Annotated in this window: 12 protein-coding genes; 3 read left to right on the top strand and 9 right to left on the bottom strand. The window is 71.7% G+C overall.

Annotated features, from left to right (window positions below; genetic code table 11):
* The first annotated feature begins 65 nt into the window (after positions 1-65).
* From ACIBHX_RS05235 to ACIBHX_RS05225, 3 genes are all read left to right on the top strand, one after another.
* Positions 66-332, top strand: a complete 267-nt coding sequence (locus ACIBHX_RS05235; RefSeq protein ID WP_397064388.1) for a hypothetical protein — start codon at positions 66-68, stop codon at positions 330-332.
* Positions 333-498: 166 nt separating this feature from the next.
* Positions 499-3,078, top strand: a complete 2,580-nt coding sequence (locus tag ACIBHX_RS05230) for an ATP-binding protein (protein ID WP_397064386.1) — start codon at positions 499-501, stop codon at positions 3,076-3,078.
* A 6-nt stretch (positions 3,079-3,084) separates the two neighbouring features.
* A complete protein-coding gene (locus tag ACIBHX_RS05225; RefSeq protein WP_397064384.1) occupies positions 3,085-5,697 on the top strand; it encodes a LuxR C-terminal-related transcriptional regulator in 2,613 nt (870 codons plus the stop codon).
* Positions 5,698-5,748: 51 nt separating this feature from the next.
* Here the strand turns inward: ACIBHX_RS05225 and ACIBHX_RS05220 are convergent, their stop codons facing one another.
* The 9 genes from ACIBHX_RS05220 to ACIBHX_RS05180 form a co-directional block, all read right to left on the bottom strand.
* Positions 5,749-6,696 (bottom strand): ABC transporter substrate-binding protein, encoded by a 948-nt coding sequence (locus ACIBHX_RS05220; RefSeq protein WP_397064382.1) that lies wholly within the window; start codon positions 6,694-6,696, stop codon positions 5,749-5,751.
* A 13-nt stretch (positions 6,697-6,709) separates the two neighbouring features.
* Positions 6,710-7,663 (bottom strand): ABC transporter permease, encoded by a 954-nt coding sequence (locus ACIBHX_RS05215; RefSeq protein ID WP_397064381.1) that lies wholly within the window; start codon positions 7,661-7,663, stop codon positions 6,710-6,712.
* On the bottom strand, positions 7,660-8,403 hold the full coding sequence (locus tag ACIBHX_RS05210) for an ATP-binding cassette domain-containing protein (protein ID WP_397064380.1): 744 nt from the start codon (positions 8,401-8,403) through the stop codon (positions 7,660-7,662). The genes ACIBHX_RS05215 and ACIBHX_RS05210 overlap by 4 nt, the downstream gene beginning before the upstream one ends.
* Positions 8,404-9,124: 721 nt before the next feature.
* Positions 9,125-12,382: a GH92 family glycosyl hydrolase gene (locus tag ACIBHX_RS05205; RefSeq protein WP_397064378.1), complete on the bottom strand. Its 3,258-nt coding sequence runs from the start codon at positions 12,380-12,382 to the stop codon at positions 9,125-9,127.
* 168 nt (positions 12,383-12,550) lie between these two features.
* On the bottom strand, positions 12,551-14,446 hold the full coding sequence (locus tag ACIBHX_RS05200) for an ArnT family glycosyltransferase (RefSeq protein WP_397064376.1): 1,896 nt from the start codon (positions 14,444-14,446) through the stop codon (positions 12,551-12,553).
* Entirely contained in the window at positions 14,443-15,579 is a 1,137-nt protein-coding gene (locus ACIBHX_RS05195; RefSeq protein ID WP_397064374.1) for a glycosyltransferase, read from the bottom strand. The genes ACIBHX_RS05200 and ACIBHX_RS05195 overlap by 4 nt, the downstream gene beginning before the upstream one ends.
* A gap of 24 nt (positions 15,580-15,603) precedes the next feature.
* Positions 15,604-17,001, bottom strand: a complete 1,398-nt coding sequence (locus tag ACIBHX_RS05190; RefSeq protein WP_397064372.1) for a sensor histidine kinase — start codon at positions 16,999-17,001, stop codon at positions 15,604-15,606.
* Positions 16,998-17,693 (bottom strand): response regulator transcription factor, encoded by a 696-nt coding sequence (locus tag ACIBHX_RS05185; RefSeq protein WP_397064370.1) that lies wholly within the window; start codon positions 17,691-17,693, stop codon positions 16,998-17,000. The genes ACIBHX_RS05190 and ACIBHX_RS05185 overlap by 4 nt, the downstream gene beginning before the upstream one ends.
* 46 nt (positions 17,694-17,739) lie before the next feature.
* Positions 17,740-18,918 carry a cytochrome P450 gene (locus ACIBHX_RS05180; protein ID WP_397064368.1) on the bottom strand — a complete coding sequence of 393 codons (1,179 nt, stop codon included), beginning with the start codon at positions 18,916-18,918 and terminating at the stop codon, positions 17,740-17,742.
* Positions 18,919-18,990: the final 72 nt, after the last annotated feature.

Below are 18,990 nucleotides of genomic sequence, written 5' to 3'. Positions count from 1 at the left end.
CGCAATTGCTTGCCTCCCGGCTCAAGATCGTGCAATTCTGTCGCGAGACGTTGCGGAGGTGACGCATGATGTTGGATACCGCGCTCTGCCTGGAGCGGTTCGCGTGGTACGCGGGACGTCACGCAGACCTTTCGGTGCAAAGCCTCGCGCTGGCCTGCGAGCCCGCCTACGTTGCGGTGCGCAACCGCTTCTCCAGCACGCTCACCGAGACGGTGACCTGCTCCGACGAGGGAGTCTTCGTCACGTCCTGGGGATACCGGCTCGGCAGCTCCGACGACGTCGAGAGCGCCGCCGCCCGCCTCGCCTTCCTCCTGGCCGCTCTGCCCGCCTGACCCCGGCCGGCTCCGTCGGCCCGACCTTGAACGGTACGGCTCGGCAGCCATGGACGCCCTTCGCGATTCTGACAACGGCGAAATAGAGGGCGAAAAGGTTCGGGTCGGGGTTGAACCGCGGAGCCGTACGGTACGTCTTCTGGTCGGGGGCCGGAACGGAGACGTCATGGGGGAGCACCCTCTCACCGGCAGAAGTCGCGAGGTCGCCGCACTCCAGCAGGCCGTATCGCTGGCCGCGCAGGGCTGCACGGTGTTCGTGGATGTGCGGGGCGAACCAGGCATCGGAAAGACGAGCCTGCTTGACGAACTGGCGCGGATCGCGACGCGTCACGGGTTCGCGGTGCGGGCGGGGCGGGGGCAGGAGGTGTCGCGGCAGCGGCCGTTCGGGCTGTTCGCCGGGATGCCGTCGCTGCCGCCGACCGCGCTGATGGTGGAGCGCTACCGGCTGCACCGGGCCTTCGCGGCCGAACTCGAGCGGGCCGCGAGCGATCGTGGGCTGCTGCTGATCCTGGACGACCTGCACTGGGCCGACAGCGCCTCGTACGAGCTGCTCAGCCATCTGCTGCGCCACCCGCCCGAGGCGCCGCTGCTGGTGGCGGCGGCCTACCGGCCGAGGCAGGCGCCCGCGCTGCTGCTGGCGACCGTACAGAAAGGACATGCCCGGCACATCAGGCTGGACGTGGGCCCGCTGAGCCGCGAGGCCGTGGCTGAGCTCGTCGGCGAGCGGGAGGCCGAGCGCCGCCACGCCGAGAGCGGCGGGAACCCGTTCTATCTGAAGGCCGGCGCCCCGACGGAGGAGTTCGCGCGGCTGGACCGGACGGCGGCGACCGTGGCATCGGCGATCGCCGTGGGCGGAGACGGGCTGGATCCGCACCAGGTCGCGCACCTGGCCGCGCTGCCGATCGAGGACACGCTGGCCGCGCTCGACACGCTGGCCGCCCGCGACCTGATCGGTCCCGATCTCGCCTTCCGTCACCCGCTGCTGCGCCAGGCCGCCTACGACCACGCGGACGACGCCTGGCTGGCGGGAGCGCACGGGCGGGCGGCCGAGTGGCTGCGCTCGCGCGGCGCGCCGGCGACCGAACTGGCCCACCACGTGGAACGTTCTGCGACCGTGGGTGACGCGCGGGCCGCGGCGACGCTCATCGAGGCGGCCCAGCAAGCGCTGGCCGGCGCTCCGGCGAGCGCCACGCACTGGCTCGGGGCGGCGCTCAAGCTCATCCCGGCCGGTGACGCCGATCCCGAGCTGCTGCACACCCTGGCCAGGGCGCTGCACGTGCAGGGCAGGATCGGGGAGAGCAGGCGGCTGCTGCGCCGGCTGGTGCCCGCGATGCCGTGGGGGGACGAGCGCGGCTCGACCGTGTTCCTCTGTGTCGCGCTGGACCAGATCGCCGGCGACCGCCCCGCCGCGACCGCGCTGCTGGAGTCCGAGCTGGCCGCGCCGCCCGAGCAGGCGGCGTACCTGGCCCGGGTGCGGCTGAACCTGGCGATGATCCACGCCGACTCCGGCGAGGCCGAACGGGCCCGCGCCTGGGCGACGTGCGTCATCGGGTCAGGCCACCGCCTGTTCGAGGCGGGCGCGCACGCGGTGCTCGCGGTGGTCGCCGCCGAGCGGGCCTTCGGCGACGCGGTCGGGCAGGCGCGCCACGCCACCGCCCTGCTGGACGGCATCCTGGACGGCGAGCTGGCGGGGGCTCTTGAGGTGGCGATGTGGGCGGCGGAGGCCGCGCACGTCACCGAGTGCTTCTCCGACGCGATCAGGCATCTGACCAGGGCGCTGCCGCTGGCCAGGTCGACGGGGCAGAACGTGTTCGCGCACGCGTTCCTGTTGCAGCTGGCCGGGTCCCAGTTCTGGACGGGCAGGCTGGCGGAGGCCTGGCAGAGCGCAGGCGACGCCCTGGAGATCGCCGAGCTGCTGCAGAGCCCGGAGATGGTCTGCGTGACGCTGGCCAGGCAGTGCCAGATCGCGATGGACCTGGGTGAGGTAGAGCTCGCCGTACAGCTGGGAGAGCGGGCCTGCGCGGAGGATCGACATCGGCGGCCCATGTGCGCGGGGCTGCTGGCGATGGCGCGGCTGGCGGCGGGCGACGCCGAGGGCGCGCTGCGTGATCTGCGGGCGGCCCTGCCCAGGATGGCGGCGGCGCGGCTGCCGCACTGGTACGACGTGCTCGTCCAGGCCGAGCTGCGGCTCGGGCGGGTGGCGCAGGCCCGGCTGTGGGCCGAGGCGGCGGCCGGGCTGACCGTGCCCGCGGCCTACGGCTATGCGCGCCTGGCGGCGGCCCGGGTGCACGCGGCCGCAGGCGACCCGCGGCTCGCGGCGGCGGCGGCGGGCGAGGCGGCGACCAGGTTCGCGGAGATGGGAGTGCCGATGGTGGAGGCGCAGGCGCGGCTGGTCGCCGGGGGCGCGCTGGCCGACCTGGGGGAGAGCACGGCGGCGCACCACGAGCTGAGCCGGGCTCGCGACCTGTTCACCGCGTGCGGCACCCCGCACTGGCGCGACCAGGCCCGCAGCGAGCTGCGCAGGCTCGGGGCGCGGCGCCCGCGCAGGACGACCGGGGAGGCGCTCACCGAACGCGAACGCGACATCGCGGTACTCCTGCGGCAAGGCTTCAGCAACCGGCAGATCGCGGTCCGGCTCCGGGTGAGCACCCGGACCGTGGAGACGCATCTCGGCCGGATCTACCGCAAGATGGGCGTGGCCAACCGGGCCGGGCTGGTCAGCGCGATCTCCACGATGGCCGGGTGAGGCGGGATGCTGATCGGACGCGAACGGCACCTCGCTTTCCTGCGCCGTGCCGGGGTGGCGGTGCTGGCGGGCGAACCGGGTATCGGCAAGACGGCGCTGCTGCGGGCGGCGTGTGAGCAGGCCGTGTGCGACGGGTACACCGTCTTCCGCGGCGGCGGGTGCGCGGCCGAGCGGGGCGTGCCGTACGGGGTGTTCCTCGACGCACTCCCCCAGGCGCGGCGCGCGCGGGCCGAGGTCGGGTGGCGGACGGGCCTCGCGGAGGCCGCGGCCTGGGTTCGCCAGGCGCTGGCCGGGCGGACGCTGCTCGCATTAGACGATCTGCACCTGGCCGACGAGCCGTCCCTCGCGCTGCTCGACGACCTGCTGCGCGACCCGCCGTGCCGGCTCCTGCTGGTCGACCGCCACGGCGCGCTGCCCGGCGAACGCCTGGACCTGGAGCCGCTGACCGTCGCCGACGCGCTCGCCATGGGGTGCGGCGCCGCGGAGCACGCGCGGGCGCTCGGCGTGCCGTTCTACCTGCGGATCCTGCGCGACGGGGGCGACCCGCGGGCGGCCGTCGAGCCCGAACTGGCCGGTCTGTCGCCTGTGGAGCTCCGCGTCCTGCGAGCGGCCGCGGTCGCGGGCGAGCACTTCGACGCGCCTCTGCTGGCCGAGGTGGCCGAGCTCCCGCTGCCTGCGACCCGTGCCGCCCTCACGACCCTCCTGCACGAGTCCCTCGTACGGCCTGCCTATGGTGGCGAGACGGAGGTGTTGGGGCATCGGCATCCCATGGTGCGGGACGCCGTGTACGACATGTGCGGACCCGGATGGCGATTCGGGGCGCACGTGCGGGCGCTCGCCGTACTGGAGCGTCGTGGCGCGCCCGCGCACCTGCGAGCCCCGCACGTCGAGCGGGCCGCCGCATGGGGCGACACCCGGGCGGCGGCGATCCTGACCGAGGCCGCGGCCCACGCCGACCCCGTCGACGCGGGCACGCGGGAGGCCGACCCCGCGCTGGCGGTGCGCTGGCTGGAGGCGGCCATCCGCATCGCGCCCTCCCCCGCGCTCGACGTACGGCTGGCCCGGAGCCTCACCGCCACCGGACGCCTCCGCGAGGCCCGCGACCGCCTGCACCGCACGATCGGCGCCCTCCCCCCGGGCCCGCTGCGTGCCGAGGCCGTCGAGCGCTGTGCCATGGTGGAACGCCTCCTCGGCCGCCACGCCGAATCCCTCGCCCTCCTGGCGGCCGAGCCCGACCCGCCGCTCCCCCTGCGCATCGAGGCGGCCGCCGCCCACCTCATGGGCGACCTCCCCTGCACCCCCTGGCCCCTCAACGACGCCACCCTCGCGGCCGCCCGCACTCAGCCGGACCCCGACCTGCTGGCCACCGCCCTGGCCCTACGCGCCCTGGACGACGCCGCCCACGCCACCATCACCCCCACCACCTTCTCCCACGCCCTCCAGGCCACCACCCTGCTCGCGGATCACGCTTCCGGGGGCGTTCAGTTGGAGCGTGGGGGTGCTCGGCGGGTGGGGGCGTTGTTGTGGGCCGGGGTCGCGGCGCTGGTGCTCGGGCGGATGGACGACGCCAACGAGCTGCTGCGGCGGGCCGGAGAACTCGCGCGGCGCACGTGCCAGCGGCACCTGGTCAGCCACATCCGGTACTTCGCCGGGCTGGCGGACCTGCGGCTCGGGCGGATGGAGGAGGCGGCGAGCGCGTTCGCGGAGGCGCTGGAGGCCGCACGGCAGACCGGGAGCCCGGACCTCGTCTGCATCGCGCTGGCCGGGCGAGCCCAGGCGCTGGCCTGGCGAGGCGAGGCAGCGGCCGCGGCCGCCCTGGCGGAGGAGGCGGTCGAGGCGGCAGCCGGGCGCCGCAGCGTACCCGCGTCACTGGCCATCGGCATGGTCGCACTGACCAGACGGCTCATGGGCGATCCCGCGGGCTGCGCCGACCTCCTGATGGCGTGGGGAGGCGGGCCCGAACTCCCCGCGTTCGGCCTGCTTCACCGGGTGGACTGGCTCGCCGTACTGGCGGAAGCCCAAGCCGCGGCCGCCCGCTCCACCGCAGGCGCAGCGGAGGCCGTCGGTGTGCTGGGGCGGGCGGCGCAGGCGGAGGTGGCGGCGGAGCGAGCGGTGGAGTTAGCCGCACGGCTGGGGGTGGCCAGGCTGGTGGACCTGGCGGGGTTCGCGCGGGCCTGCGCACTGAAGGCGACCGCGCCGGGGTGGGCCGCGAGGGTCGCGGCGGAGGCGGCGGAGTCCTTCGAGCGGCGCGGGGACGTGCCGTACGCCGCGTGGGCGCGGATCCTGGCCGGGTCCGCGCTGGCCGACGCCGGCGAGGTCGGGGCGGCGTGCAAGGAACTGGAGTACGGCAGGGCCCTGGCCGCCGCGAGCGGTGCCCGGACGCTCAACGAGGCGGCGGCCAGGGAACTGCGCAGGACGGGCACGGCCGTACCGCTCGACCCGAGGGAGCTCCAGATCAGCCACCTGGTGAGCGCCGGCCTGACCAACAAGCAGATCGCCCGCCGCCTCTACCTCAGTCCCCGCACCATCGAGGCGGCCCTGACCCGCATCTTCGGCAAACTCGGCGTCTCCTCCCGAGCAGGCGTGGCCGCCGCCCTCACCACCCAACGCTCGGCCTGACCTCGTCCACGTAACCCGCCTGCTTCCCAGCGAACCGGCAGGCGGGTTCTGTCAGCAGCCTGCCTTGTAGAGCACCTTCTGGACCTCCGGCTTGTCCACGTTGTCCTTGGTGACGATGGTGGCGTCGGTCGGGATGGACGGGGTGATCTGGCGGCCCTTGACCGCGTTGACGGCCTGCTCGACGCCCTTGGCGCCGATGTCGCCCGGCAGCTGGGCGATCAGCGCCTGGACGACGCCGTCCTTGAGCTGCTTGACCTGGGCCGGGCCGGCGTCGAAGCCGACCATCTTGACCTGGCCGAGCTTGCCCGCCTGCTGCAGCGCGGTCCCCGCGCCGGTGGCGGAGTTGAGGTTGGTGGCGAACACGCCCGCCAGGTCCGGGTCCTTGGCCAGGGCGGCGTTCACGATCCTGGAGGCCTCGCCCACGTCGTTGTGCGAGTACTGGACGCCCACGTAGGAGATGTTCGGGTGGTTGGCCTTGATCTCCTGCTCGAATCCCTTGATGCGGGCGTCGACCGTGCTCACGCCGGGGTCGGTGGAGACGACCAGGGCCTTGCCCTTGTCACCGATCTGCTCGGCCAGCGCCTTGGCGGCCGCCGCGCCGCCCTTCTCGTTGTCGGTGCTGATGCGTGACAGCCCGATCGACGGGTCGTCCACGACGGTGTCCACCAGGATGATCTTGATGCCCTGCTGTTTCGCCTGGGTGAGCGGCGCGATCATGGCCTTGACGTCGGTGGGGGCGATGAGCATGGCGTCCGGCTTGCCGGCGCTCACCGAGTTGACGATCGGCGTCTGCAGTGTCGGATCGAACTTCTGCGGCCCCTGCACGTCGAGCTGCACGCCCAGTTCCTTGGCCTTGGCCTTGGCCCCGCAGGCCATCGTCTCGTAGAACTCCTCGCCCGCCAGCCCCTGGACCAGCGTGACCTTGATCTGGCCACTGCCGCCGCCGGAGCAGGCGGCGAGAGTGAGCAGCAGCGTTCCGAATGCCACAGCCTTGCGCATGTGTGATGCCTCCTCATCGCTCGCGTCTGCTGCGCTGCCGCTGGTCGACGTAGACGGCGGCGACGAGCACGCCGCCGACCACCACCTGTTGCCAGAACGGCTTGACCCCGAGGATCTGGAACCCGTTCTGCAGCACGGCCGGGATGAACACGCCGATGACGGTGCCCACCACGGTTCCCACGCCGCCGAACAGGGACGTGCCGCCGATCACGACGGCGGCGATGGCCTGCAGGTTGTCGGTGGAGTGCGCGGACACGCCGGTGATGCCGTACTTGGCCAGCGACAGATATCCCGCGAACCCGGCCAGCAGCCCCGCCAGGCCGTACACCTTGATCAGGTGCGTGCTGACGGCCACGCCGCTGCGGCGGGCCGCCTCGGCGTTGGAGCCGATCGCGTAGGTGTGGCGGCCGAAGCGGGTGCGGGCGAGCGCGACGCCGAGCACGGCGGTGATCGCGGCGCAGATCCACACGATCTGCGGCACGCCCAGCCAGCGGTCCAGCCCCAGGCCGAGGTTGAGGTCGCTGGGCGCGCGCAGGTCCACGCCGCCGGTCAGCAGCAGCGCGCCGCCGAGCGACATGCCCAGCGTGCCCAGTGTCACGATCAGCGCGGGTATCCGGCCGCGCGCGACCAGCACGCCGTTCAGCAGCCCCCAGGCCAGTCCGGTCAGTACGGCTGCCGCCGCGCCGAGCAGCAGGGAGCCGGTGGCGTCCATGACCTCGGTGGCGGCCACGGCGGAGAAGACGAGCACGCCGCCGACGGACAGGTCGATGCCCGCCGTGATGATCACATACGTCATGCCGGTGGCGAGCAGTAGCAGGATGGCGGCGTCGCTGACCAGGTTGAGCAGGTTGAACGCGGTGGCGAAGCTGCCGGGCCTGAGCGCCGAGAACGCCACCAGCAGGACGAGGAGCACGATCGCGATCCACACGACCTGCCGGTCCCACAGTCTGGTCCGCTCTCCGGTCACTGCTCCATCGCCCCCGTCATCGCCGCCACGAGGTCCTCCATCGAGGCGTCCGCGGTGGCGAAGCGGGCCACCCGGCTTCCCAGCCGCAGCACCTCGACCCGGTCGGACACCGCCTTGACGTCCTGCATGTTGTGGCTGATGAGCACGACCGCCACCCCGGCGTCGCGCACGCTGCGGATCAGGTCGAGCACCCGCTGGGTCTGCAGCACGCCGAGCGCGGCGGTGGGCTCGTCCATGAACACGACCCGTTCGGCCCACGTCACCGCCCGTGCCACGGCTACGCCCTGGCGTTGCCCGCCGGACAGGGTCGAGACGGGGGCGCTCTGCGACTTGAGCTGGACGCCCAGTCGCTCGCAGGCCTCACGGGTGCGGCTGCGCATGAGAGCGTTGTCGAGGAAGCCGAGCGCGCCGAGGATTCCCGGTTTGAGCACCTCGCGGCCGAGGAAGAAGTTGGCGGCCGGGGTCAGGTCGGCGCAGAGCGCGAGGTCCTGGTAGACGGTCTCGATGCCGGCCTCGCGCGCCTCCTCCACCGAGCCGAACGACACCGGTCGGCCGTCCAGGAGGATCTCGCCCGCGTCCGGCTGTTCGACGCCCGACATGATCTTCGCGAGTGTGGACTTGCCCGCCCCGTTGTCGCCGATCAAGGCCACGACCTCGCCGGGCGGCAGCGAGAAGTCGGCGCCTCGCAGCGCCTCGACGTGTCCGTAGCTCTTCACGATCCCGCGGGCTTCGAGGAGCATAGATCCATCAAGAATCCCAATGACATCGTTGTCAACCCCAGATCGGTTGCTCGAGTGCCCAGATCTTCTGGCTGTACGGCAAGCCGCCCCCACGCCACCCGCCGCACTTCGGCTGGTCCCTGTCCAGGGAGACGCTCCTCCGGCGATGCGGGGTTGCGGCCGCTACGGCACTTTCTTGGCCGGGCACCCCGGTCCCTGGCTCCCGCCGCACAGGGCGCCGACCTTCGCCATACCTCGCCCCGCCGACCCGGCGCCTAGAACGCCCACCGTGGCCACGTCCCTGACCCACAACGAGGTGCCACATCTCGGCACTGCGGCTCGCGGCGGCCTTCTTATTGCCGGGCCCGCCTCGGACCTCTCCCCGGCGGCCACCGGGGTGTTCCTGGCGCCGGGTCGGCGGGGAGGGGTGCGGCGAAGGTCGGCGCTCTGTGCGGCGGGATGCTGGGGAGCCGGGTGCCCGCGTCACGAAGCGTCGTAACGGTGGTGCATGTGCATCGCCGGAGGAGCGTCTCCCTGGACAGGGCACAGCCGGAGTGCGGCGGGTGGCGGTGGGGCGGCCTCGCCGTACAGGAGCAAGCCCCTGCAAGCGGACAGCCTTGCTGTACAAGAGCAAACTCCTGTAAGGCCGGGCGGCCTCGCCGTACAAGAGCAAACCCCTGTAAGGCCGGGCGGCCTCGCCGTACAAGAGCGAACTCCTGTACGGCGAGGATGGGAGCGAGGGCTACTGGAGCAGGCTCCAGGCGAACACGTGGGCTGTGGCGCGGCCGGTGGGGGCGGACAGGGTTAGGGACTTGAGTTGTTTGGTGGGGTCGAGCTGGATCGGGGCCGTGGCGAAGATGTAGACGTTGATCTCCTGTTTGCCGCCGCCGGCGTCGAGGCGGTACGGGGTCTTGGCGACGATCTCGTTGCCGAAGCGGGGCGGGTAGGCGTCGCGCGCCAGCGCCCAGTCGCTGAGGCCGAGCGTGGCGTCCTGGGTCGTCCCGTCCGTGTAGGTGATGGTGACCTTGGTCTGGATGTCGCCGCTGCCCCCGGCGCCGAGGAAGGCGAGGGACTTCGCGGCCGTCGGCGCGAGCTCGACGGTCTGCCCGTTGGCCTGGACGTTGTCCCACTCGCCGGGTTTCCGGTTGGGCCAGGTGAAGGTGTACCCCTTCCAGGTGACGGCCGCGCCGGGCTTGAGTCCGGCCGTGGCCAGGGCCTGGGCGGAGTAGCTCCAGCCACCGCCGTCGAAGTTGGCCAGCCCCGCCTCGGTGTCGTCACCGATGCCGGAGTTGTTCTGGTTCCACTCGATGGTCCCCTTCTTGGCGACGTTGAGCCGGATGCCGGCGGTGACGCCGGAGACCTCGAACGGCACCGAGACGAACCCGGTCGCCGCGTCGGCCGCCACCGACACCGTGACCTGCACCTTGCCGAGGCCGTAGTCGGGCACGTCGACGGTGCCGGTCGCCGGGGTGACGGTGATGCCGGCCGGCGGCTTGGCGGTCCACGGGAGTGTGCCGCCCTTGCCGACCGCCTGGACGCTGAGCGTGGCGGTGACGGAGCCGCCCGGCTCGGCCGCGGCGCCGCCGGGGTCGACGCTCACCAGATAGGGCTTCTGACCTGCCTGGAAGCTGGGCGGGGCATCCTTGCCGAAGTCGGTGTTCGGCTGGGCGCCCATGGTGAAGTCGAGCCTGCCCGCGAAGCCCTCCGGCAACCACGCCTTCGAGCTTGCGGCGCCGTTGACGCGCAGTGTCTGGATGTAGCGGTTGGTGTCCGAGGCGCCGGGGGCGTTGATGGTGATGGTCCTGCCGTTGGACCTGGTGACGGTGATCTTCTCGAAGGCCGGGCTGTTGAGGATGAGCTCCGCCCTGCCCGGGATAGCGGGATAAATCCCCATCGAGGCCCAGACGTACCAGGCGCCCATCGTGCCCAGGTCGTCGTTGCCGGTCAGGCCGTCGGGGGTGGGCTTGAACAGCTCCTTGCGTGCCCGGGCCACGATGTCCTGGGTCTTGTACGGTCGCCCGGCGAAGGCGTACAACCACGGCGACAGCAGCGAGGGCTCGTTGCCCAGGTAGGCGTAGGGCTTGTTGGGTCCCGCGTTCAGCTCGGTGAAGAACGTGTCGAGCCTGGCCGCCGCCTTGTCGTCGCCGCCCATCGCGTCGAACAGGCCGCGCGCGTTGAACGGCACCAGCCAGTGGTACTGGGCGCCGTTCCCCTCGACGTACCAGCTGGGGCTGGCCGGGTCGAAGTTCGGCAGGAACGAGCCGTCGCCGAAGCGGGGCTGGATCCAGCCGTTGGCCGGGTTGAACGTCGACTGCCACGCCTGGGCGCGCTTCATGAACTCGTCCCTGGTGGCGGTGTCGCCAAGGCGTTCGGCCAGCTGCGCGATGCCGAAGTCGGCGATGCCGTACTCGAGCGTCGTCGACGGGTCGGCGGGCACGTAGCCGTTCTTCATGTAGGCGGCGTTGCCCGGGCGCTCGGTGTAGCCGGTGCCGGCGTCCTCGCCGACGCGCTTGGCGCCCTTGACCATGGCGGCCAGGGCGGCCTTGGCGTCGAAGTCGCGCGCGCCCATGGCGTACACGCTGGCGATGATCGAGTGGTACGGGTCGCCGTTCATCACGCCGGTGATGGTGTTCTGGTGCGACCAGCGGTCCCAGACGTCACCGAGCTGGTGCGCGTCGTCGTACATGGACTGGGCGATGTCGCTCGCCACGTCCGGGGCCAGCAGCGCGATGAGCTGCATCTCGCTGCGGTAGACGTCCCAGCCGGAGAACGTGGCGTACTGGTGGTGGCCCCTGCGCACCTGGTGGGTGCGGTAGTCGAAGCCCGTGTAGGTCCCGTCCGCGTCGTCGAAGACGTACGGCTGCAGCAGCGCGTGGTACAGGCTGCTGTAGAACGTGCGCTTCAGCGTCTCGTCGCCGGTGACCTGGATCTGGCCGAGCCGGGCGTTCCAGGCGGCGCGGGCGTCGTCGGCCACGCGGTCGTAGCCCTTGGAGGCGACCTCCTTGGCCAGGTTCCGCTTGGCTCCGTCGAGGCTGACGTAGGACAGGCCAGTTCGCATCTGTACGGCGCTGCCGCCGTCGAACTGCAGGTAGACGCCGGAACCCGGACCCTTGACGATCACGTCCTGCGAGGGTGCGGAAAGGGCCTGGCTCTGCGGCGCCGGTGAGGGCTCGGCGGCGGGCCTGCCGTCCTTGCCTGGCGGGGCCGGGGCGTTGACCAGGCCGTGCGGCTTGACCGGCGAGGCGATCTTGGGCTCGGACTTGCCGGTGACCTGGGCGTCCCCGGGCGCGACCGAGTCGTTCTTCCACGTGCCGTACGCCCGGATCGGCCGGTCGAAGGTGGCCTGGAAGTAGACGTAGTACATGTTCTCGGTGCCGCAGAAGCCGCCGGTCCTGGCCCAGCCGCTAACGGTGTTGCCGCTGATTCTCGCCTCGGCGTCGTCCACGCCGTTGACCGACCCGGTGACGTTGAGCAGCAGTGTCAGCGGCTTACCGGCGGGCCCGGTGAAGCGGCCCACGCCGGCCCGGGTCGTGGCCGTGGTCTCCGCCTTGACAGCGCTGTCCAGCGTCACCGCGTACCGGCCTGGAGACGCGTTCTCGTTCTCGTGCTTGAAGGTCTGGACGTAGTCCTCGCCGTGGGTGGCGGGCGAGCGGCCGATCGTGCCGGAGATCGGGATGACGGGGAAGTCCTCGGCGCCCTGGCAACCGGGGCCCGAGATGTGCGTGAGCGACAGCCCGCGCAGCCGGTTGTCCTCGTACTTGTAGCCGCCGCCGGAGCCACGCACCGTGTCGGGGCTCCACTGCATCATGCCGAACGGCACGGCCGCGCCGGGGAAGTTCATCCCGGCTCCACCGCCATGCCCGAAGTCGGGGCCGCCGTCCTGGGTGCCCATGAACGTGTTGACATATCCGGCCAAGTCGGGTGCCGCCTTGGCCTGAATGGGAGTGGGGATCACGAGGGTGGCCGCGGTCAACACCGCTAACCCGGGTAAACGTGACAAGGCTCCTCCGTGAGGGGCTTCGCGTTGACAGCAGGCCCGCCCTGTCCGCGGTCGGCGAGCCCGTAAGGGTAGACAACGTTGTCATCCGCGAGTAAACGACCGCGTTCTCTCCCTGTCAAGCTCCCGGTCATCCCCGGCTGGACCGCGGCGGCGGTCCAGCGGGGTGGGTCAGGCGCAGTCGTAGAGGCCTTCCTGGCCCTGTACGGCGGTGCAGTTGGCCGTGACCCAGCCGGTCACCTCGGTGCTGCCGCGTCCCGGGCCGCCGCGGTCGTCGCCGGTGAGGACGTAGCGCAGCTCGCCGTTCTTGACGAGCTGCTGGAGCCTGGCCACGGTCATGGCGGGGTCGCTGCCCGTGAAGCCGCCCATCGCGATGACCGGCAGGCCGGTGCTCAGGATGATCGAGGAGGCCTGCTGGGCGCTGCTGACGGCCACCAGCCAGGTCGCCCCTCCCCTGTGCGCTTTCAGGTAGGAGATCAGCGACTCGCTCACCGGCCCACCGGGCCCGCCCATCCGCCCGCGGAAACGCCCGTCCTGCCCAGGCCCCGGGAAGGAGGCCGTGGCGCCGGGTGGGAGCCGGCCGGGGAAACCGCCGGGTCCGCCGAATCCCATCCTGTCCGTGGCCGGGCCAGCCAGCGGGTTGGCGCCGTTGACCTGGGAGGAGAGGGGCGACACCGCGTACGCGGCGGGTCCCGCGAGACCGGCGACCAGAGTCGCGGCCAGCGCGCCGAGCGCCACCCCGGCCACCACCCGGCGCCGCACCCGGGCCAGGACGAGCCCGAGCACCGCCACGACGGTAGTTCCCAGCACCACCCAGGCCAGCCACGGCACGAACCCGGGCGTACGGCGGAGCACCGCGAACGACCAGGCGCCGGTGACGCCGACCCCGAGCGGCAGCACCCACGCCCAGGCCCGCGACTCCCGGTAGGCCTGCCACATCGCGACCCCGCCCATCCCGGTGATCGCCGCCACTGCCGGCGCCATCGCGGTCGTGTAGTACGGGTGGAAGGTCCCGCTGGAGAAGCTGAACACGACGAAGTGAACGGCCAGCCACCCACCCCACACCAGCCACGCGGATCCAGCCGATGCCGAGGCGCGGCGGGACCGCAGCCAGGTGGCCAGGGTGAAGGCCAGGGCCAGCGCGCAGAACGGCAGGAACCAGGAGATCTGCCCGGCCATGGTGTCGTTGAACAGCCGCCCGGCCCCCGACTCCCCGCCGAAGGAGGCGCCCCCGCCACCGCCGAACCCGCCCTGGCCGAAGACACGGCCGAGCCCGTTGTACCCGATCACCAGGTCCCACACGGAGTTGTCGGTCGACCCGCCGATGTACGGCCGTGACGACGCGGGCCACAGGTCGACGATGACCATCCACCACGCGCTCGACGCGACCAGCACCGCCCCGGCCGCGAGCAGGTGCCCCACGCGGCCCCGAAGCGAGACCTTGGCGCACACCAGGTACGCCAGGGCGAAGGCGGGCACCACGAGGTAGGCCTGCAGCATCTTGGTGTTGAACGCCAGGCCCACGAACAGCGCCGACAGCAGCAGCGACCGCAGCCGCCCGGTCCGCAGTGACTCCAGGCAGAACCAGGCCGCCAGCACCAGCAGGAACACCAGCAGCGTGTCCGGGTTGTTGTCCCGGTTGATGGCGACCGTGATGGGCGTCAACGTCATCACGACCGCCGCGGCCAACGCCGCCACGTGTGCCCGCCGTACACCGAGACATCCGGACGTGCTGCGCCGTACGGCCGAGAAGACCAGCCCCACCGCGGCGACGCCCGCCAGGGCCTGCGGGAGCAGCATGCTCCACGTCGAGAAGCCGAAGATCCGCGCCGACAGCCCCATCACCATGAGCGCGAGCGGCGGCTTGTCGACGGTGATGAACGAGCCGGAGTCGAGCGCGCCGAAGAACCAGGCCTTCCAGCTCTGCGTCCCGGACAGGATCGCGGCGGCGTAGTACTCGTTGGCGTATCCGGACAGCGCCCAGGCGTACAGCACGGCCGCGACGGCCAGCACGCCCCAGAACGCGGGCCGCGACCAGCGCGGGGCGTCGTCAAGGGGACGGCTCATCGGGACGCCCTCCGCCGCTCGGGGTTGAACACCCACACGCGCAGCAGCAGGAAGCGCACCAGCGTGGCCAGCGCGTTGGCCACCACGACCGCCACCAACTGCACCCGGTGCGGCACGCCGTCGGGCAGCAGGGCCAGCCCGCCTGTGGTCAGGACGAGCCCGACGAGGAACGCGATCAGGCCCTCCACCTGGTGCCGCATCGCACCGGCCGCGCCGGTGACGCCGAAGGTGAAGCGCCGGTTGGCGGCGGTGTTGGCCACGGCGGTCGTCAGCAGCGCGATCGCGTTGGCCACGAGCACCGGCAGCGCGTACGACAGGAAGGAGAACAGCAGCAGGTAGGCCACCGTGCTGATCACGCCGACGACGGCGAAGCGGGGCAGCTGCCTGGCCATGCCGCGCGGCAGCTCCTGCATAGAACCGCTCAAGGCGACCCGCGCCATGCCGCGCAGGTCCTCGAGCGCGGTCTTCAGGATGTCGACCCGGCTGTCCGGATCGTCGGTCCAGTCGACGGGCACCTCGTGGATGCGCAGGCCGTGCCGTTCGGCCAGGAGCAGCAGCTCGGTGTCGAAGAACCACTGCTCGTCCTCGACAGCGGGCAACAGCGCCTGGGCGACCTCGGTCCGCAGCGCCTTGAACCCGCACTGCGCGTCGGAGAAGCGGGCCCCCAGCAACGACCTCAGCAGCAGGTTGTACGAGCGCGAGATGAACTCCCGCTTCGGCCCGCGCACCACCCGCGAGGCGCGAGCCAGCCGGGTGCCGATGGCCAGGTCGCTGTGTCCCGACAGCAGCGGCGCGACCAGGGGCAGGAAGGCGTCCAGGTCGGTGGACAGGTCGACGTCCATGTAGCTGACCACGTCCGCCTCGCTCGCCGACCACACGGCTCGCAGCGCCCGGCCGCGCCCCTTGTCCCCCAGATGTACGGCGCGCACCTGCGGAAGCTCCCGGGCCAGCTCGGTGGCCAGGCGCCAGGTGTCGTCGGTGCTGGCGTTGTCCGCGATCGTGATGCGGAAGCCGTACGGGAAGGTGCGGGCGAGGTAGCTGTGCAGCTGCCTGATGCTCGGGCCCAGCGCGCGCTGCTCGTTGTGGACCGGGACGACCACCTCGACCAGGCGCGTCCTGATAGCTGTTTCCATTACCCCACCGTCGCGGGACGATCTTTAACCCAACTTAGCCGATTCTGAATGGGGCGTTAGATTTCCCGGCATCTTGATCGTCGCCACGATGCCGCCACCTGGGGCGTTGTCCAGCCAGACCGCACCGCCCGCCTCCGCCACGGCCTGCGCCACGATCGCCAGTCCGAGCCCGGACCCGGGCAGCCCGCGCGCGGACGGCGAGCGCCAGAACCGCTCGAAGACGTGCGGCAGCTCCTCCTCCGGGATCCCGGGACCGTGGTCCCGCACGGTCACCACGCCCTCGCGCAGCCGCACCTCGACCTCACCGCCCGGGCTGAACTTGGCCGCGTTGTCGATGAGGTTCAGTACGGCACGCTCCAGCGAGACCGCGTTGCCCACGACGTACCAGGCGCCGAGGTCCGTGGCCACCCTGGCGCCGCGCAGCTCGGCCCGCCCGACGGCGGCCTTGACCACGTCGTGCAGCGCCAGCTCGACGTGCGGCTCGTGGTCGTTGTCGCCGCGGGCCAGCTGGAGCAGGTCGCCGACCAGCGCGCTGAGCTCGGCGAACTGCGCCTTGACGTTGACCAGCAGGCGTTCCTTGGCGCCCAGGTCGAGCTGCCTGCCGGTCTGCTCGCTGCGCAGCAGCAGGTCGATGTTGGTACGCAGGATGGTCAGCGGGGTGCGCAGCTCGTGCCCGGCGTCGGCGACCAGCTGCCGCTGGCGGTCGCGCGATCCGGCCAGGGAGGTCGTCATGGCGTTGAAGGACTGGCTGAGGCGGGCGATCTCGTCGTCGCCCGTCACGGGGATGCGCGTGTCCAGGTCCTCGGTGTGCGCGATGTGCTCGACCGCCTCGGTCAACCGGCCCACGGGCCGCAGCGCCGTACGGGAGACGACCCGCCCGGCCCAGGCGGCGAGCAGCACTCCGCCGGCCGCGACCCCGGCGAGCAGGATGGCCAGGTTGCGCATCGAGCTGTTCAGCTCGTGCAACGGCCTGCCGATCATGACCGACACGTCGGGGAAGATGTTGGCGGCCATCACGCGCATGGGCGTGCCGTCATCGGCGACGCCGTCGTAGAAGTCCTTGAAGTCGCGCGGTGCCCGCGTGGCCGTCTTGGCCTTCTCCGACACCGTCATGCCCGTCGAGCTCTCGACGCAGCGGTTCCCGTCGGGGAAGACCACCTGCAACGCCTCGTGCGAAGGAGGTCCGTGTCTCCAGCGCGGATCGGGCCGGGGCTGGGGCGAGCAGTCGTTCATGATGTGCCGGACCTGGTCAGGGGTCGGCACCGATTCGCTCAGCGAGGCGTTGAGCTGCCAGGACAGCTGCCGGTAGACCAGGTACCAGCACCCCACGGCGCTGACCGCGACCGCGATCGCGACCGCGGCGGCCACCAGGAGCGTGAGGCGGGTGCGCAGGCTGCGGGACTTCTTCACGGGCTTTTTCATGGGGCGGCTCGCAGCACATACCCCACCCCGCGCACGGTGTGGATGAGCCGCGGCTCTCCCGCCGCCTCGAGCTTGCGCCGCAGGTACATCACGTACACGTCGAGCGAGTTGGACGTGGGCTCGAAGTCGAACCCCCACACCTCGCCCAGGATCTGCTCCCTGGTCAGCACCTGGCGCGGGTGGGTGAGGAAGAGCTCGAGCAGCAGATACTCGGTCCGCGTCAGGTCCACGAGCCGGGAGCCGCGGACGACCTCGCGGGTGGCCGGGTCCATGCGCAGGTCGTCGTAGGCGAGCGCGCTCTCGTCGACGCGGCCCGACAGGGCGCCGCGGCGCAGCAGCGCGCGGACGCGGGCCAGCAGCTCGTCCAGCTCGAACGGCTTGACCAGGTAGTCGTCGGCCCCGGCGTCCAGCCCTGACACCCGGTCGCCGACGGCGTCGCGGGCGGTGAGCATGAGGACCGGCACGTGGTTGCCCGACTGCCGCAGCCGCCGGCACGCGGTGAGCCCGTCCAGGCGCGGCATCATCACGTCCAGCAGCACGGCGTCGTACGGCTCGCGCGCCAGCGCGTCCAGCGCGGCCTGACCGTCGTTGGCGGTGACGACCTTGTAGCCCTCGAACTCCAGGCTCGACTGCAGCGCCTCGCGCAGTGCGGGCTCGTCGTCCACCACCAGCAACCGGGCAGGCTCACTCATGGCTCACACGCTATGGCCCCATTCTGAGAACTCGGTGAAGGCGCACTCAGAAGGTCACCGGCAGGGCATTCAGCCCAAAGATGGCGCTGTCGTACTTGAACGACAACTCCTCATCTGCCTGCGGGACGCGCAGTCCGGGGATGCGCTCGAACAGCGTCCGGTAGGCGATCTCCAGCTCCGCCCTGGCCAGGTTCTGCCCGAGGCACTGGTGCACGCCGTACCCGAAGGCCACGTGGTTGCGGGCGCCGCGCTCGACGTCGAGCTCGTCCGGCCGGTCGAAGGCGCGCTCGTCGCGGTTGGCGGAGGCGCCGAGCACGTAGATGCCCTCCCCCTGCTTGACGTGCTGCCCGCCGATCTCCTGGTCCTCGATGGCGACCCGGTCGAAGGCCACCCAGTCGACGATGGAGTGGTAGCGCAGCAGCTCTTCGACGGCCAGCGGCCACCCGTCGGGGTTCTCGCGCAGCCGGGCCAGCTGCCCGGGATGGCGCAGCATGCTGAGCACGCCGAGCGGGATCATGTTGGCGGTCGTCTCGTGCCCGGCCACCAGCAGCAGGAACGCCGTGCCGACGATCTCGTCGTGGCTCAGCTGCCCGCCCTTGTACAGCCGCCCGATCAGGTCGTCGCCGGGATCCCGGGTGAACAGGTCGTCCAGGTACTGCCTGATCTCGAAGGCCGCCTGGAACCCCTCCCCCGACAGCAGCGCGCGCGTCCTGGACTGGAAGAACTCCCTGTCCTCGTACGGCACGCCGAGCAGCTGGCAGATGACCAGGGACGGCACGGCCAGCCCGAAGTCCTCGACCAGGTCGGCCGGAGGCCCCTTGGCCAGCATGGCGTCGATCATCCCGTCGACGGCTTCCTGGATGCCGGGCCGCATGTCCCTGACGCGCCTGACGCTGAACTCGGAGATGAGCAGTTTGCGGAAGCGCGTGTGCTCGGGCGGGTCGAGGTCGATGAACTGCCCGACGCTGAACTTCCGCAGCGCCTCCATCTCCTCCGGGCTGCGTGGTTCTGCGTGCAGCGCGTTGTTCGGGTGGCCGGGCGTGGCCGGGTTGGTGCTGATCGCCCCGCCGCGCAGCACCTGCTGGGCCTCGTCGTGCCGGGTGACCAGCCAGACCTCGCCCCCTGGCAGGCTCGCCCGCACCAGCGGCGCCTCCTCACGGAAGGCCCGGTACTCATCGGGCGGCGCGAACGGGCACGTCCGCTGGACGGGGAAGGAACGAGCCATAGTCTTGCTCCCTACTAGCCGGATCGCATTGCTTACTTACGCGAAAGTAAGCAATGTGGTCCGAGGATGTCA

This window comes from Nonomuraea sp. NPDC050536 (assembly GCF_044457685.1).
GTDB lineage: Bacteria > Actinomycetota > Actinomycetes > Streptosporangiales > Streptosporangiaceae > Nonomuraea.
The sequence above is the reverse complement of the archived record's forward strand: the minus strand, read 5'-3'. Positions and strand labels throughout refer to the sequence as shown.